Origin of the sequence: Pararhodobacter sp. (genome assembly GCF_034676545.1) — a bacterium.
In the GTDB taxonomy this organism is placed as follows: domain Bacteria; phylum Pseudomonadota; class Alphaproteobacteria; order Rhodobacterales; family Rhodobacteraceae; genus Pararhodobacter.
The window spans coordinates 658,650-674,558 of the sequence record NZ_JAUCBZ010000015.1; the positions used below are offsets into that span (position 1 = coordinate 658,650).

Annotated in this window: 17 protein-coding genes and 1 pseudogene; 9 read left to right on the forward strand and 9 right to left on the reverse strand. The window is 61.3% G+C overall.

The window, feature by feature from the left end; translation table 11 throughout:
* The first annotated feature begins 80 nt into the window (after positions 1 to 80).
* Positions 81 to 1,259, forward strand: a complete 1,179-nt coding sequence (locus VDQ28_RS06620) for a glycosyltransferase (protein ID WP_323035180.1) — start codon at positions 81 to 83, stop codon at positions 1,257 to 1,259.
* Here VDQ28_RS06620 and gph read toward each other — a convergent pair.
* The 5 genes from gph to VDQ28_RS06645 all read right to left on the reverse strand — a co-directional run bounded on the left by gph (position 1,256) and on the right by VDQ28_RS06645 (position 5,223).
* Positions 1,256 to 1,906 carry a phosphoglycolate phosphatase gene (gph, locus tag VDQ28_RS06625; RefSeq protein WP_323035181.1) on the reverse strand — a complete coding sequence of 217 codons (651 nt, stop codon included), beginning with the start codon at positions 1,904 to 1,906 and terminating at the stop codon, positions 1,256 to 1,258. The genes VDQ28_RS06620 and gph overlap by 4 nt on opposite strands.
* Positions 1,903 to 3,141 carry an MFS transporter gene (locus tag VDQ28_RS06630; RefSeq protein WP_323035182.1) on the reverse strand — a complete coding sequence of 413 codons (1,239 nt, stop codon included), beginning with the start codon at positions 3,139 to 3,141 and terminating at the stop codon, positions 1,903 to 1,905. The genes gph and VDQ28_RS06630 overlap by 4 nt, the downstream gene beginning before the upstream one ends.
* Before the next feature lie 83 nt (positions 3,142 to 3,224).
* Positions 3,225 to 3,788, reverse strand: coding sequence for a peroxidase-related enzyme (locus VDQ28_RS06635; RefSeq protein ID WP_323035183.1), 564 nt, complete (start codon positions 3,786 to 3,788; stop codon positions 3,225 to 3,227).
* Entirely contained in the window at positions 3,785 to 4,501 is a 717-nt protein-coding gene (locus VDQ28_RS06640) for a GNAT family N-acetyltransferase (protein ID WP_323035184.1), read from the reverse strand. Before VDQ28_RS06640 ends, VDQ28_RS06635 begins: the two co-directional genes overlap by 4 nt.
* The gene (locus tag VDQ28_RS06645) at positions 4,498 to 5,223 is read right to left on the reverse strand and encodes a competence/damage-inducible protein A (protein WP_323035185.1); all 726 of its coding nucleotides are present in this window, start codon (positions 5,221 to 5,223) and stop codon (positions 4,498 to 4,500) included. Before VDQ28_RS06645 ends, VDQ28_RS06640 begins: the two co-directional genes overlap by 4 nt.
* A gap of 82 nt (positions 5,224 to 5,305) precedes the next feature.
* On the opposite strand from VDQ28_RS06645, the gene sfsA reads away from it, so the two are divergent.
* Entirely contained in the window at positions 5,306 to 6,031 is a 726-nt protein-coding gene (sfsA, locus tag VDQ28_RS06650) for a DNA/RNA nuclease SfsA (protein ID WP_323035186.1), read from the forward strand.
* Between the two features lie 20 nt (positions 6,032 to 6,051).
* Positions 6,052 to 6,861, forward strand: a complete 810-nt coding sequence (gene map, locus VDQ28_RS06655; RefSeq protein ID WP_323035187.1) for a type I methionyl aminopeptidase — start codon at positions 6,052 to 6,054, stop codon at positions 6,859 to 6,861.
* A 74-nt stretch (positions 6,862 to 6,935) separates the two neighbouring features.
* On the opposite strand, the gene VDQ28_RS06660 is transcribed toward map, so the two are convergent.
* The 4 genes from VDQ28_RS06660 to VDQ28_RS06675 all read right to left on the reverse strand — a co-directional run bounded on the left by VDQ28_RS06660 (position 6,936) and on the right by VDQ28_RS06675 (position 9,402).
* Positions 6,936 to 7,247: an H-NS histone family protein gene (locus VDQ28_RS06660; protein WP_323035188.1), complete on the reverse strand. Its 312-nt coding sequence runs from the start codon at positions 7,245 to 7,247 to the stop codon at positions 6,936 to 6,938.
* A 143-nt stretch (positions 7,248 to 7,390) separates the two neighbouring features.
* Positions 7,391 to 7,843: a YaiI/YqxD family protein gene (locus tag VDQ28_RS06665; protein WP_323035189.1), complete on the reverse strand. Its 453-nt coding sequence runs from the start codon at positions 7,841 to 7,843 to the stop codon at positions 7,391 to 7,393.
* Between the two features lie 27 nt (positions 7,844 to 7,870).
* Positions 7,871 to 8,491: an SH3 domain-containing protein gene (locus VDQ28_RS06670; protein ID WP_323035190.1), complete on the reverse strand. Its 621-nt coding sequence runs from the start codon at positions 8,489 to 8,491 to the stop codon at positions 7,871 to 7,873.
* A gap of 89 nt (positions 8,492 to 8,580) precedes the next feature.
* A complete protein-coding gene (locus tag VDQ28_RS06675; protein WP_323035191.1) occupies positions 8,581 to 9,402 on the reverse strand; it encodes an ABC transporter permease in 822 nt (273 codons plus the stop codon).
* 108 nt (positions 9,403 to 9,510) lie between these two features.
* On the opposite strand from VDQ28_RS06675, the gene cysQ reads away from it, so the two are divergent.
* From cysQ to VDQ28_RS06705, 6 genes and pseudogenes are all read left to right on the forward strand, one after another.
* Positions 9,511 to 10,308, forward strand: coding sequence for a 3'(2'),5'-bisphosphate nucleotidase CysQ (gene cysQ, locus VDQ28_RS06680; RefSeq protein ID WP_323035192.1), 798 nt, complete (start codon positions 9,511 to 9,513; stop codon positions 10,306 to 10,308).
* Positions 10,309 to 10,462: 154 nt separating this feature from the next.
* Positions 10,463 to 11,356 carry a UTP--glucose-1-phosphate uridylyltransferase GalU gene (galU, locus tag VDQ28_RS06685; protein ID WP_323035193.1) on the forward strand — a complete coding sequence of 298 codons (894 nt, stop codon included), beginning with the start codon at positions 10,463 to 10,465 and terminating at the stop codon, positions 11,354 to 11,356.
* 115 nt (positions 11,357 to 11,471) lie between these two features.
* The gene (locus VDQ28_RS06690) at positions 11,472 to 12,494 is read left to right on the forward strand and encodes a glycosyltransferase family 2 protein (RefSeq protein ID WP_323035194.1); all 1,023 of its coding nucleotides are present in this window, start codon (positions 11,472 to 11,474) and stop codon (positions 12,492 to 12,494) included.
* Entirely contained in the window at positions 12,491 to 13,105 is a 615-nt protein-coding gene (locus VDQ28_RS06695) for a class I SAM-dependent methyltransferase (RefSeq protein WP_323035195.1), read from the forward strand. The genes VDQ28_RS06690 and VDQ28_RS06695 overlap by 4 nt, the downstream gene beginning before the upstream one ends.
* 129 nt (positions 13,106 to 13,234) lie before the next feature.
* A pseudogene (locus tag VDQ28_RS06700) lies at positions 13,235 to 14,214 on the forward strand (glycosyltransferase family 2 protein).
* Between the two features lie 20 nt (positions 14,215 to 14,234).
* A complete protein-coding gene (locus tag VDQ28_RS06705; RefSeq protein ID WP_323038078.1) occupies positions 14,235 to 15,908 on the forward strand; it encodes a beta-1,6-N-acetylglucosaminyltransferase in 1,674 nt (557 codons plus the stop codon).
* Position 15,909 lies beyond the last annotated feature (1 nt).

Here is a 15,909-nt window from a genome sequence, read left to right on the forward strand (position 1 = left end):
CGATTTTGGATGGACTTTTGCCGACATTCCACCCTTTTCTCAGGCGACACACCGCTGTCGAACCGCGAACGGACCCACACATGCCATCCCTTCTGATGCTCTCGCCCGCCCCGATTATCGAAACCATGGGCGGCGATGTGGTCCTTGATGTCAAGTTTGTCGAGGGCATGAAGCTGCATTGCCAATTGTGGCCGGGTCAGGTGCGCTGTGTCTTGTGGCGTGGCGAGTATACCATTGATGACCCGATGCGCTATTCCGTCGCGCAGCTTGGGTTTGAATTGATCGTGCTGGATCGCGGCACGCCCGTGCCTGCTATGCTGCTTGATGAATCGTCGCTGGTCTATTGCTCGGCAGATGATCTGCGCCATCTGAACCTGCCCAAAGCCATGCGCGGGCGGTTTGGCAAACTGGTCTATACGGTCGAACAGGCACTGACAGGCCGCTTGGCGGCGGGTTTTGCACGGCATGCCAAAGTGCGGCAGCGCATCGGCTCGGCGGTGTATAACCTGCGCAATGAATGGCAGTTGCGGCGCGCGTTGGCCGGGGCGGACGGGCTGCATTTCAACGGTTACCCCGCGAAACAGGCCTATGGGCGCCTGACCGAACGCACGTTGCACTATCTTGATAACCGCATCCGCACCCCGATGCTGGCCCGCCCGGCCGAGCAAGAAACCCGCGCCGCGTATCTGCGCTCTGGCGCACCGCTCAGGCTGGCGTGGTTCGGCATGATGACGCCGGAATCCCGGGTGCTCGATTTCCTGCCGGTCGCGCATCTTCTGGCGGCGCGTGGGATGAACTTTACATTTGATCTGTTTGGCACGGGTCCGGATGAGGCGCGGTTGCGCGATGGTATCGCCGCGCTGGGCCTGTCGGATCACCTGCGACTGCACGAGCCCCAGGGCTTCGATGCGCGCCTCGTTCCCCGGTTGCGCCAGGACGCCGATATCTTTCTGTCGGCGCGTCGCCTGCCGACCCCGTTGAGCGCCTATGTCGAGGCGCTGGGCTGCGGATTGCCGATTCTGGGCACCAAGAACGCCATGCTGCGCCGCTTGGTTTCAGACTCGCATGCCGGCTGGCTGGTCCGCAAGGGCCGCGCGGGCAACATGGTGCGGGCCATCGAGCGGCTGGATCAGGACCGCGAACAGATCATCGCCGCCTCGGCCAAGGCGGTGGACTTTGCCCGCGCAAACAGTTTCGAGACGGTTTTCGCGCGTCGCATGAACGATCTGCGCGACATCGCTCACGCGGAAAACCCTTAACGGATCAGCGCCGCCGCGATGCCGGGCAGTTCGGCCCAGTCGCTGAACCGCATGTCATGCGGGATCGTGGCAACCGGGGTCTTGCGGTAGCCTTCGGTGTACAGGGCAAAGGGCACGCCCGCGCGCTGCGCCGTTTCGGCGTCCACCTCGCTGTCGCCGACGTAGACCACCGGACCAGCGGGCATGGCCTCGATCACCGCGCGCAGCGGGGCCGGGTCTGGCTTGTGAACCGGCAGGCTGTCGCCACCAATCACCACCTCGAACATCTCTGACCAGCCGAAATGCGCCAGAACGGTGTGCGTTGGCCGCAAGGGCTTGTTGGTGCAAAGGCCCAATCGCCAACCAGACCCGCCCAGCTTTGCCAGGGCCGCCTCAACGCCGGGATAAATCCGCGTCAGGGCGTGCGCGATCTCATATTGCGCGGAAAACGCCGCGCGCATCCGGGCCACGCGCGCCGGGTCGGGCCGATCGACCACCGCTGCCTCCAGCCGTTCGACAAAGACACCGGCACCCTTGCCAATAAAGCTGCGCGCTTGTTCGGGCGAGACGCCGGGCAACCCCTCGGCGGCCAGCGCCGCGTTGCCCGCCGCGTGAATATCGGGTGCGCTGTCGATCAGCGTGCCGTCGAGGTCAAAGATGATGTTCATGTCGGTACCAGGTTCAATTGTCGTTCACGGATCGGCAGATGCACCACGGCTGAAAACGCGCCAACGCCGATGCCGACCCACCAGACCAGATTGTAATTGCCGTAAATATCGTAAAGCCGCCCGCCCAGCCAGACGCCCATGAAGCTGCCGACCTGATGGCTCAGAAACACCAGGCCATAAAGCGTGCCCATATAGCGCAGCCCGTAGATATGCGCGACAAGCCCCGAGGTCAGCGGCACGGTCGCCAGCCACAACGACCCCATCAGCATGGAAAAGATCAGCACCGAAGCCGGGGTCATGGGCATCACGATGAACCCGGCGGCCACGATGGTGCGCGCGACATAGATCCCCGCCAGCAGATATTTCTTGCGCCAGCGTTTCCCGGCCCAGGCGGCGGTCAGCGTGCCGATGATATTCGCCAGACCGATCACCCCGATGGCCACCGCGCCCAGCGCCGACGTCGTGGTGACGCCCAGCGCTGCAAGGTAGCCGTCGGGCGAGATCGCGCCGCACATCTCGGTGACCATCGCCGGGAAATGCGCGGTGATGAACCCCAGTTGATAGCCGCAAGAAAAGAACCCCGCCGCGATCAGCGTAAACGACGGGTCACGAAAGGCCTGTGTCAGCGCCTTGCCCATGGATTGCTCCAACTCGGCGCGGGAGGCGACATTGGGCGAGCGCAGCAGGGGCAGGAACAACAAAGTGGACAGGATCATCGCGGCAAAGATCACGAAGACCGTTTGCCACGGGAAATAGCCCAGCAGGATCTCGGCCAGCGGTGGGCCGAACACCTGCCCCAAAGACCCCGCCGCCGTGGCGATTCCCAGGGTCAGGCTGCGGTGCTCATCCGACGCGGCGCGGCCCACCACCGCCAGAATGACGCCAAACCCGGTGCCGGCAATGCCAAACCCCACAAGGATCTCCAGCATCTGATGCGCGCCGGGTGTCACCGCAAAGGATGACAGCAGCAAGCCCGCCGCATAAGCCAGCGCGCCCAGAATGATCGCCCGGCGGTCGCCGAATTTCTCGGCCAGCGCGCCAAAGAGCGGCTGCCCGATGCCCCAAGCCAGGTTCTGAATGGCAATCGCCAAGGAAAATTCAGCGCGCAGCCAGCCGAATTCCTCGGCAATCGGGATCTGAAACACGCCAAACGCGGCACGGATCGCGAATCCGACCATCAGGATCAGACAGCCGCCAATCAGGACCGGCGTGAACAAGGGGGCTTTTGTGGTCATGGCTCTGGTCGTTTCGGAGCAAGGAGAACCGCCGCGCGGAAACCCCACGCGGCGGCGAACTGGTCAAACAGTTGGCAAACCCGTCAGCGCGCCTGTGCGTGGTACTCAGGGTTCGGCTGCATCCCGATGGCTGAGGCCACGCGATTCGACATGCTGTAAAACCCGACCAGTGCGGCGATATCGAATATATCGCGGTCGGTAAAACCCGCGTCGCGCAGTGCCTGACGGTCGGACTCGACCACTTCGGAGCTGGTCTTGGTGACTTTTTCGGCAAAGGTCAGCATGGCGGTCTGGCGGGCGTCCAAATCGGCGGCACGCCAGTTCATCACCATCGCCTCGCCCAGCGCCGGATTGCCCGAAAGCGACCGCACCGCCGCACCATGCGCCACCTGACAATACCAGCAGCGGTTGATCGATGACACGACAACCGCGACCATCTCACGCTCCAGTTTGCTCAGGCCCGAGGGCGCCAGCATCAGGTCATTATACATCGCGGTAAACGCGTTCAGCTTGGCAATATCAAACGTATACGCCTGCACCACATTCGGCACGAGGCCCAGCTTTTCCTGACACAGGTCCAGATATTTCTGCGTCGCCTCGGGGATGTCCTTGGCGGGAGGCAAATTCAGCGCGGTAATCTGGGTCATGGGGAACTCTTTTTCTGACGATAATGATACGCCTCAACTTCAGTCATCCCAAGCTGGCTGTAAAGCCCGCGTGCGTTGAAATTCGCCTTGGTCACCGCCAGCGCATAGGTCTTGGCGCCGTTCTGCATCGCCCAATGCGCAATGCCGCGCACCATATAGCGTGCAACGCCCAGACGCCGGAAATCCTCTTCGACCTGCAAGGCGTGCAAAACTGCGATCCCGTCATGGATCGCGACAAATCCGGCCCCCGCAACCCGGTTCTGAAAGCGCGCGATAAAGCCGTTCTTGGGCTCGCAGGCGCGCTCCATCACCGCGACGCGTTCCGGGCCGACGCCGCCGTCCAGCCACACCTGCCGCTGCATCGCCAAAGGGGGCCAGGCCGCCAGCAAGGATACCGGGCGCGGGGCCTCGGCGATCAGGGTGATCGGCGCGCTATAGACCAGCGTCGGATCAACCACGTCATACCCGCGCGCCGCCAACACCGCGTCAAAATCCGATTGCGAATCGCGCAGTTGAAACAAGGGCGCCGCGCCCAGTTCCGTTTCAACCGCGTCCAGAGCGTCGTCGGAATGGGCCCCCTCCAAGACCGCCGCGCTCACCCGCTTGCCGCCGCCGCCACCGACGCGCAGCCGAAACGGCCCGACGCGGCGGCTGGACAACGGCGGCCAGGTTGCTTCAAGGGCGGCGAAAAGCTGATCCGAGGTCGCGCTCATGTCGGTTTCGCCAGTTTCGCCAGTTCCACCATTGCCGCGCCGATCCGCCCGCCATCCGTACCCCGCACCACCAGTTGCGTGCCGAATGCGCCTTGGCGCTGATAGGGATACGAGCCAAAACTCAGATCCGGGAATTGCGCCGCCAACACCTTGAGCGGCGTGGCAATCTCGCCCTCACCCCGGTTCACATCAATCATCTGGCTGAGCAAGGCATCGCCGCCGGTCAGTGTCGGCAGCACGCTGGCCACCATCGCCTGAAAGATCGCCGGAACCCCGGCCAGCACATGCACATTGCCAATCGTGAACCCGGGTGCTGCCGAGATCGGGTTGTCGATCAGCGTCGCCCCCTCGGGCACCCGCGCCATGCGCAGGCGTGCTTCGTTCAGCTCCAGCCCGGTGCGCTTGTAATGCGCTTCCAGAATTGCGCGGGCATCGTCACGCACATCAATCGCCGCGCCAAAGGCCACAGCCATCGCATCGGCGGTGATGTCGTCATGCGTCGGGCCAATCCCGCCCGAGGTGAACACATGATCCACCGATTTGCTCAAGGCGCGCACCGCGGCAACGATGGCGTCTTGCTCATCCGGGACAACCCGAACTTCGCGCAGACGAATCCCGCGTCCGGTCAATTCGCCGGCCAGATGGTACATATTGGCATCGCGGGTGCGGCCGGTCAGGATCTCGTCTCCGATCACAAGCATGGCGGCGGTAGGATTTGACATTTGAACCTCGTTACGTCTTTGGCAAACCCTAGCGCAGCGCGCGGGCGTTTCCAATTGCGCCGTTGCGCGTTACTCATCACAGATGCAGTTTTCCCGCCCCCTGATCCGCGCCCGCCTGATCCGCCGCTACAAACGCTTTCTGGCCGATATGGAGCTGGACGGCGCGGTGATCACCGCCCATTGCGCCAATCCCGGCTCGATGCTGGGCATGGCAGAGCCGGGCATGACCTGCTGGATCGAGGGCAACGATGACCCCAAACGCAAGTTGCGCTGGTCGTGGAAACTGGTCGAAACCGGCAGCGGCTTGGCGGTCGTCGACACCGCCATCGCCAACCGGGTCGTTGCCGAGGCCCTGCGCGCCGATACCGTTCCGGGTGTTGTGGCGGGCGCTTTTCGGGCCGAGGTCAAGATGGGCACCAACAGTCGCGTAGATTTCAAGCTGGGCGACACCACGCTGCTCGAGGTCAAAAGCGTCACCTTGAGGCGCAATGGTTGGGCCGAATTCCCCGACAGCGTCACTGCGCGCGGTATGAAACATTTGACCGATCTGACCGAGGCTGCACGCGCCGGCCAGCCCGCTGCGATGCTCTATCTGTTGGCGCGCGACGATGTGGCGCGCATTCGAATCGCCGCCGATATCGACCCGGCCTATGCGCAGGCCTTTGATACGGCGCGCGCGGCCGGGGTGCGCATGTTGGGGCTTGGAACACAAATCAGCCCCTTGGGCGTGGTTGCAGCGGGCGCGGTGGCCATTGACCAAAGCCCGCAGTCTGGTCAAAACCGCGCAACACCCCTATTTAGAGCCTGAACAGCAAAAGGGCATACCCCGTGTACGACAAGAACGGCCGCGTCACCCGCGAAGGGATCCGCCTTCACGACCCTGAAGATTTCGCCGGTATGCACAAGGCCGGGCGCGTTGCGGCGCAGATCCTCGACGATATCATCCCGCATGTGTTTCCCGGCCAATCAACCGGCGAGATTGACCGCCTGATTACCGAAATGGTCGAGGCTCATGGCGCGAAATCGGCAACGATCGGCTATCGCGGCTACCAGCACGCCAGTTGCATCAGCGTGAACCATGTGGTGTGCCACGGCATTCCCGGCGCGAAAACGCTGAAAAACGGCGATATCCTGAATATCGACGTGACGGTGATCATCGACGGCTGGTTTGGGGATACCTCGCGCATGTATGTCGCCGGTGATCTCAGCCGCAAATCCGAGCGTCTGATCCAGGTCACGCATGACGCGTTGATGTTGGGCATCGAGGCGGTCAAGCCGGGCAATACCTTTGGCGACATCGGCTATGCGATCCAGACCTATGTCGAGGCGCAGCGCATGTCTGTTGTGCGCGATTTTTGCGGGCATGGGCTGGGGCGGGTGTTTCACTCTCCGCCGAATGTACTGCATTACGGGCGGCAAGGGCGCGAGGCGACGTTGGAAGAGGGCATGTTCTTTACCATCGAGCCGATGGTCAATCTGGGTCGCCCGGAAACCAAAGTGTTGTCCGATGATTGGACGGCGGTGACGCGCGATAAATCCTTGAGCGCGCAATTCGAACATTCCATCGGCGTCACAGCGCAGGGTTGCGAAATCTTTACATTATCGCCCGCGAATAGATATCATCCGACCTGGGGTTGATTGGTCTCGGTTTGAAACTTTGGAATATGCAAAAGGCGGCCAATTGGCCGCCTTATACTATTATGTAAGAAATGTTATATTGCCAGATCTTCGAGGCTTTTGCCCTCCGCCATCGCCGAGACCACCCAAAGCGGCCGACGTCCGCGGCCCGTCCAGGTTTGTGATGGGTTTGCGGGGTTGGCATATTTAGGGGCGGCAGGGCGGCGTGTCCGCTTGCCAGAAATACCAGCAAGATCAGCGGGTGTCAGGCCACGCTCACGCGCGAAGGCTTCGACCTCGGCCAAAGCGGCGCGGCGTTCACGGTCTTTGAAATCAGTGACAGCGGCATCGACATCTTTTTGCAACTGCTTCAACTCTTTAAGGGACAGCGTGGCCAGATCGACCATATCTGTTTCTCCATGGATAATTCTATCATCTTGCGTTAATTCGCACGATCCAAAAACAAATGCAATTGCAAAATGCATATACCGCTATAGTTGCAGGAAATGAAATGACACCATCGGCGGTTATTTGCGCATTTCAAAAGGTTTTAACGACGCAATCCTGCGACAACCAATCGCTCCAGGGTTTGCGAGAACTGCGCCTTGTCGCGGGCGCCAAACGCCCGCCCGGACCCGGCCCGAAAGGGATCGGCCGCGCGCAAATCCGCCGCCAGATCCCGCATCGCCAGAGCATTGCCAATTCCGGCGGATGTCAATTCGCTACCATCATGCTTCAAAACCCGCGCGCCCGCCTCGACACAGCGCGCCGCCAGCGGAATATCACCCGTCACCACCACATCACCAATGCCGCAATGATCGGCGATCCATTTGTCGGCTTCATCGGCGCCCTGATCGACATAAACCATCGACACCAACGGATGATCCACCGGACGAATGCCACCATTCGACACCATATGCAGCGCGATTTTGTGGCGCATTGCGACGGCCAGGGCCTCGTTGCGCACAGGGCAGGCGTCGGCGTCGATGAAAATGGCGGTCATGGGGGCCTCTTGTGTCGGATGCCCGGCTTAATGCCCCAACATGCAGCAGCCCGACAACCCTTCGGGCTGATCGTGCCAATAAAGCTGCACCTCCAGCCCATACAGGCGGTCGCTCATCCCGTCCGAGCATACGCCTTGCCGGATCACCGCAAAGCCCTGGCGCGCGCCATTGAACGACATCGCCATTGTGGCAGGGTGGCGGGTAAAACTCATATGCGGCGCGTTGGTGCGCAGCTCGAACCCGCCGGTGGCAAGATCTTCGAATTCGGCGCGATTGCTTGGCAGGAACAGGTTCAGGTTCCAGAAAGGTTCGGTGCCAAGGCAGGTCAGATGCTGTTGCCCCTGTTGCCAGCTATCGGGGCGTTCCTGGCGCAGAAAGCGGATCGCCGACCAGCCGACACCCTCCTCGGTGCGCACCAGCCCCCAGCGGCGATCTTCGGAAAGGCCGATCACCTCGATTCCGGTCTGGCGCGGCGAGAACGTGCCGACGATGGGTGCCCGGGCCGAGGGTTCCTGGCGGATGTTCAGCACATCGTTGTTTGCGACTCCTGTGACGCTGAACAGCGCCGGAAAATCCTGAGCGCGGGTGGAGGTTGCGGCGGCAAAGGTAAGGAACATGGCGGCGAGAGCCACGAGAACACGCGTCATGGGAAAACCTCCTGATAAAAACGTCAGTAAAGGAGAAAATCACCACCAAATCAACGCTGGTGCCCAAGGCAAACACATCTGTGATGCGCTCAGTGCTTTGCTGCCCAACTGAGCGAGGCGCGGCGGCGGGTGTAAAATTCGCCCATCAAGCCAATCAGCAAGCACGCGAACGAAATCGCGACCGGGTAGATCACATTGGAATAATGCGGGTTATAGTTGAGAAACGTGAAGCCGCGCGCCTGATCAATCGTGTGAAACAGCGGATTCCAGGTGAAATAGGGCAGCATGAACCCCGGCAAGGAATTGGCGACAAACATCTTGCCCGAGGCGAACATATTGGTGCGCGCATAAATCTGCGAGGCCAGCCCGATGAATTGCGGCGCCCAGGGTTTTGCGGCCAGAAAGATCATGCCAATCGCCACGCCGGAAAACCAGGACAGCAAGACCATGAACAGCGCGCCCAAGGCATCGTGAATCACCAACGGCTCCCATGCGGCGTGATAGATGAACAGCACCACCAGCATGGACAGAACCTGAATATACAGCTCGCCCAAGGCCGATGCGCCCACCGCCACGATGGTATTCATCGGCGCGTGTTTCATCATCGCCGAGGTGGGCCCCTCAGACCCGACAACCGCCGACATCGCCTTGACGTGACACATATACAGGAACACGCCGGTCATCAGATACAGCATGAAATCGCCGCGAATACCGCCCGAGGAAAAGCCGATAAACGCGTACATGGCATAGAACACGGCCACCAACAGCATGGTCTGCGCGATGTTCATCAACAGGCCCAGAACCGCGTTGCCGTGCCCCTTGCGCACCGAGCGGATCGACGAATGATAGATCAGCTCCAGCAGGGTAAAGGCCGAGGCGAACCAGTTTTCATCGCTGCGGTTGCTGAGCATCAAGGGTTTCCTGGCAATTCGGGCGGGCAAAGGGTTGCACACAGTCGGCGGACAACGATAGGGCCAATTGAACAACCAATCAACTCGGCTGCTGTATGAGGAAATACAATGACCCAAGAGTTTTACCAACGTATTGAGACAGCCTTTCGCGCAATCGCCCTGCAAGCCGGCGATGTGATCATGGAGGTCTACGCCCGCCCCGATTTCGAGGCCCGCAGCAAAGCCGACGACAGCCCGGTCACCGAAGCCGATGAGGCTGCGGATGAATTGATCCGCGCCGAGCTTGCCAAGATGTTCCCCGATGTGGCGGTTGTCACCGAGGAACTGTCCGAGAGCCACGCGATCAAGGCCGACCGGTTCATCATCGTCGACCCGCTGGACGGCACCAAGGAATTCGTCAAACGGCGCGGCGATTTTACGGTGAATATCGCGCTGGTGGAAAATGGCGTGCCGGTGCGCGGCGTGGTCTACGCTCCGGCCAAGGATCGGCTGTTCTACACCCGCGCCGATGGCAGCAGCGTCGAGGAGGCCGCGCCCTTTGGCGACACCGCCGGGCCACTGTCCGCCCTGCACGTCTCCACGCCTGACAATGATGCGCTGCTGGTGGTTGCGTCCAAGTCGCATCGTGACGCGGCAACCGATGACTACATCAACCGCTTCAAGGTCAAAGACGCGAAAAGCGCGGGGTCGTCGCTCAAGTTCTGTCTGGTGGCAACGGGCGAGGCTGATTTCTATCCGCGCCTTGGCCGCACGATGGAATGGGACACCGCCGCGGGCCACGCCGTTGTCGCGGGCGCGGGTGGACAGGTCTTGCGATTCGACGATCATACGCCGCTGACCTACGGCAAACCGGGCTACGAGAACCCGTTTTTCCTTGTTTTGGCGCCCGGTGTAACCCTGGGTTGAGTCGTTAACCATCGACACCGGAGACAGGTTGTATTTCCGCGAAAAGAGCACAAAACACCCTGTTTCCGGCCACAAACGCGCCCCGTTTACCCATCATTAACCAACTTGTCGGCGGGAGATGCCCGTCAGAGAAAAGCACAAGTGGGATATTCCGATGAAGACCAAAGTTACCAAAGCCGTGTTCCCCGTCGCTGGTTTGGGCACCCGTTTTCTGCCTGCAACGAAATCAATTCCAAAAGAAATCCTGACGCTGGTTGACCGTCCGTTGATCCAGTATGCGATCGACGAAGCACGCGACGCCGGTATCACTGAATTCATCTTTGTCACCTCGCGCGGCAAAAGCGCGCTTGAGGATTACTTTGACCGTGCGCCCGAGCTGGAAGCCTCGCTGCGCGCCAAGAACAAGACCGATCTGCTGGATATCTATGACAAGACCTGCATGGACTCGGGCGCCATCGCCTATGTGCGCCAGAATCAGGCGCTGGGCCTTGGTCACGCGGTCTGGTGCGCGCGCAATCTGATTGGTGATGAGCCCTTTGCCGTGCTGCTGCCCGATGACGTGATTGCCGCGGAAAAGCCCTGCCTTGCGCAGATGGTCGACGCCTATGCCGAGACCGGCGGCAATATGGTCGCCGCGATGGAGGTGCCCGCCGACAAGATCTCCAGCTATGGCGTGCTGGATGTCAATGCCTCGATCTCGCCGACGCTGAAGGTCAAAGGCATGGTCGAAAAGCCGGCTCCGGGCACCGCGCCCTCGAACCTGGCCGCGATTGGCCGCTATATCCTGTCGCCGCAGATCCTCAAGAACCTTGATGGTCAAGGCACGGGCGCGGGCGGCGAGATTCAGCTGACCGACGCGATTGCCAAGGAAATCGAACAGTCGAACAACGTCTATGGCTACCGGTTCCAGGGCCAGCGGTTCGATTGCGGCACCAAGGCCGGGTTCTTGCAGGCCACCGTTGCCTTTGGTCTGGCCCGCCCCGAGCTGCGCGATGAGTTGGAAGACTACATCTATGACATGATGGCGATGCGTCAGGCGGCTGAATAAGCCCGGATGGATCGGAAAAGAGACAAAAGGGGGGGCTTGCAGCCCCCTCTTCGCCTTTGGCGAATTCACCCCCGCGAGTATTTCAGGCAAGATGAATTCGAGAAGGGGAGACTCGATGTCCAGACTGCGCAAGTTTTGGGGGGCGGTTCAGTGGCGGCGGCGACGTCAGGTCCGGATCCTGCGCGCGTGGCGCAAGCGCCGCGAGATCGTGTCGCTGGTGGATCGCACCGAGTCGATCCGGCCCGGCGCGATCTTGTTGTTTTGCACTTTGCGCAACGAATCCCTGCGTCTGCCGCAATTTCTGGCGCATTATCGCGCGCTGGGCGTGTCACAGTTCCTGATCGTCGATAACGACTCTACCGATGGCAGCCGCGCCTATCTGGGTGATCAGCCGGATGTCTCGCTGTGGCACACGACCGCCAGCTACCGCGACTCGCGGTTCGGGATGGACTGGTTGCAAGGGTTGCTGATGAAATACGGTCACGGGCATTGGTGCGTGACCGTGGATGTCGATGAGCTGCTGATCTATCCGCATCACGAGGCGCGCCCGTTGAAGGCGCTGACCGATCATCTGGAGAGCGAAGGCGAGGCGACCTTTGGCGCGCTGATGCTGGATCTTTATGCCAAAGGGCCGATTGATACGGTGCGCTATTCGCCCGGCCAGCATCCGGCCGAGGTGCTGAACTGGTACGATGCGGGCAATTACACCATCACCCGCAAACCGGGCCTTGGCGCGTTGTGGATCCAGGGCGGCCCGCGGTCGCGGCAGTTTTTTGCGGATCGTCCGGAACGCGGCCCGACGCTGACCAAGGTGCCGCTGGTGAAATGGCACTGGCGCTATCTGTATCTGAACTCGACGCATACGCTTTTGCCCCGGCATTTGAACGCGATTTACGACACCGATGGCGGCGAAAAACTGTCTGGCGTCTTGTTGCACACCAAATTCCTGCCCGAGATCACCGGAAAATCGCGTGAGGAAAAGCAGCGCCGCCAGCATTTTGGCGATCCGGCGGTGTTTGACGCCTATTACGACGCGGTGATTGCCGCGCCTGACTTGTGGACGCCCGCTTCGACCCCATATCGCGGGTGGCAGCAACTTGAGGCCGAAGGGCTGATGTCACGCGGAGGCTGGGGATGACCGACAAGCAAGATCATTGGAATGCCGTCTACGGCGCGCGCACCGAATCCGCGCTGACCTGGTTCGAGGAGTCGCCCGCCGTCTCGCGTGAGATGATGGTGCAGGCGGGGATTACGCCCGGCGCGCGTGTGCTGGATGCCGGGGGCGGGGCGTCGCGGTTGGTGGATACCTTGCTGGACGACGGCTTTACGGACCTCACGGTGCTCGATCTCTCGGCCGAGGCGCTGAAGGTCTCGCAGGATCGCCTGGGTGCGCGCGCGAAAGCCGTGCAGTGGATCGCCGCCGATATCACCGACTGGCAACCCGAAGGCCCCTATGATCTGTGGCATGACCGCGCTGTGTTTCATTTCCTGACCGAGGCAGCGGATCGCGCCGCCTATATCCGCACGCTGACGCAGGCGCTCAGGCCTGGTGGCGTGGCGATCATCGGCACCTTTGCGCTGGATGGGCCGGAAAAATGCAGCAACCTGCCGGTGATCCGCTATTGCGCTGACGGTCTGGCGCAAGAACTGGGCGCGGGATTTGCGCGTATCACCTGCCGCGCCCATACGCATCAAACGCCGATGCAGCGCACGCAATCCTTTACCTTTTGCACCTTTCGGCGGCGCTGACCCCCGGTTTGCGCCGCAAAGTTGTTTTTCGTTTTGATCCTGTTCACCAACGCGTTAGACGAGGCAAAACACGGGCAGAACAAGGGTGGGTTGCGGTTGGGGGTTGTGTCATCATACCGCCTGCGCTGGATGCGAAAACGCTGGTTGTGGCGGGCGCGCCTCAAGGCGCGGGCGTTGACGCCCGTGCAGGACCGCACCAAATCGCTGACGCCGCGCAGCTTGCTGTTGTTCGCCACCCTGCGCAACGAACGCGCCCGCTTGCCATATTTCCTGAAATATTATCGCGATCTGGGGATCGAGCAATTCCTGATCGTTGACAACGGCTCGAATGACGGCTCGCGCGACTATCTGGCTGCGCAGCCCGATGTGTCGGTCTGGACCACGAATGCCAGCTACAAAGACGCGCGGTTCGGCATGGATTGGCTCAATGCCCTGCTGCGCAAACATGCGCATGGGCGCTGGGCGCTGGTGGTCGATGTCGATGAGTTCTTCCTTTATCCGTTTTGCGACACCCGGCCTTTGCGCGCGCTGACCGATTGGCTCGATGATGCCGGGTTGCGCAGCTTTGGCACGCTGTTGCTGGATATGTATCCGCGTGGCCCGGTCAGCGATCACCCCTGTATCGAGGGGCAAAACCCGTTCGAGGTTGCCAACTGGTTTGACAGCGCAAATTATTCCATCACGCGCAACGGCCAATACCGGAACCTGTGGGTTCAGGGTGGCCCGCGTGCGCGCGCGCGTTTTTCACCAAGACGCCACGCGCCGCACCGGCGCTCAACAAGGTGCCGTTGGTGAAATGGGATCGCGGTTATGCCTATGTCAGCTCGACGCATATGCTGCTGCCACGCGGGTTGAACCTGACCTATGATACGCTGGGCGGTGAAAAGGCCTCGGGCTGTTTGCTGCATGCGAAATTCCTCTCGACGATGGTCGACAAAGCCACCGAAGAGCTGGATCGAGGCCAGCATTACGCCGGGGGCCGCGAATATCGGGCCTATGCCGAGGGTCTGGAGGATCACACCGATCTGTGGAACAAATGGTCGGAGCGGTTCATCAACTGGCGGCAGTTGGAGATCATGGGCCTGATGTCGAAAGGAAACTGGGCGTGAGCGGGCAACTGGGGTTTGTCATGCTGGTGCACACCGCGCTGGACCGTGCCGCACAGGTCGCGCGTTTTGTTGCCGCGTCGGGCAATCCGCTGGTCATTCATGTCGATGCCTGCGTCGGTGCCGATCAGCACGGCAAGCTGGTGCAGGCCGTCGCCGATTTGCCCAACGTGCGGTTCAGCCGCCGCCGGCATTGCGAATGGGGCACCTGGTCGCTGGTCGGTGCCTTGCAGACCGCTGCCGAGCAATTGCTGAATGCGTTTCCGGACGTGCAACACGTCTACGCCATGTCGGGCGCCTGCCTGCCGTTGAGACCGATCGCCGAGCTTGAAGCCTGGCTCAAGCGTCATCCTGACGCCGACTTCATCGAATCCGTCAACGTCGGCGATGTGAATTGGACCAAGGGCGGGCTGTCCGAAGAGCGTTTCACCCTTTATTTCCCCATCGGCTTCAAGCGCAACAAATGGGTGTTCGACCGCCTTGTCGATGCGCAACGTCTGCTGCGCATCAAGCGCGAGATCCCCGACGGGCTGACGCCGCATATCGGCTCGCAATGGTGGTGCCTGACGCGCGAAACCCTCAGCGGCATTCTGCGCGATCCGATGCGCGCGCATTATGAGGGGTATTTCAAACGCGTCTGGATTCCGGATGAAAGCTATTTCCAAACCCTCGTGCGCCTCCATGCCCGCAAGATCGAAAGCCGCTCACCAACCTTGGGGAAATTCGATCACCAAGGCCGCCCGCATGTGTTCTACGACGACCATCTGCAACTGCTGCGGCGTTCGGATTGTTTCATGGCACGCAAGGTTTGGCCCGGTGCCGACCGTCTGTATACCCATTTTCTGACGCCACGCGACGCGCCGCAATCCAACGCCGAACCCCAACCCAGCCGCATCGACCGCCATTTTGCCCGCGCCACGCTGCAACGCATTCGCGGGCGTGCGGGCCTGTATATGGCCAGCCGTTTTCCGGGGAAAAACCGCGAAAACGGCAAGACCGCCGAGCCCTATTCGGTGTTCCAGGGCTTCACCGAGGTGTTTCAGGATTTCGAAGGCTGGCTCTCGACCGTTGCCCATTGCCGGGTGCATGGGCATCTGTTCGCGCCGGGCAAGGCCGAATTTGCGGGACGCGAGAAGATCTTTACCGGCGGTCTCAGCGACAGCGCCAGCCTGCGCGACTATAACCCGCGCGCCTTTCTGACCAATCTTCTGTGGTCCACGCGCGGCGAGCGGCAGTGCTTTCAGTTCGGCCCCGCCGACACGCAGGGTTGGAATTTCGACCTGCTGACCTTCATGGCCTCTGATTCCAATGCGCAGATTTCGGTGATTTCCGGCGCTTGGGCGGTGCCCTTGTTCCGCTCCGGCGGCGATTTTGCGCAACTGCGGCGTGAGGCCGCGCGCTTGCAACGCATCGAGACGCAGATGCTGGACCGGCTGCAAACGCCCGAGGTGCGCGCCCGGATCCGTATCTGGACCATGGCCGAATTCCTTGAAAACCCCGCCGAGCCGCTGCACACCTTGTTCGACGAAATCGCCCCGCATTCTCAGGCGCGCTTGATGCGCATTCCGGATCTGGTCGATCTCTCAGGCTTCGGCACCTTCCTGCAAGAGCTGCGCAATCAGGGGATGCAGCCCTTGCTGATGGGTGATTTCCCGTTGAACCCGATCAGCCCCGACCCCTCGCACCGGATGAAATAAC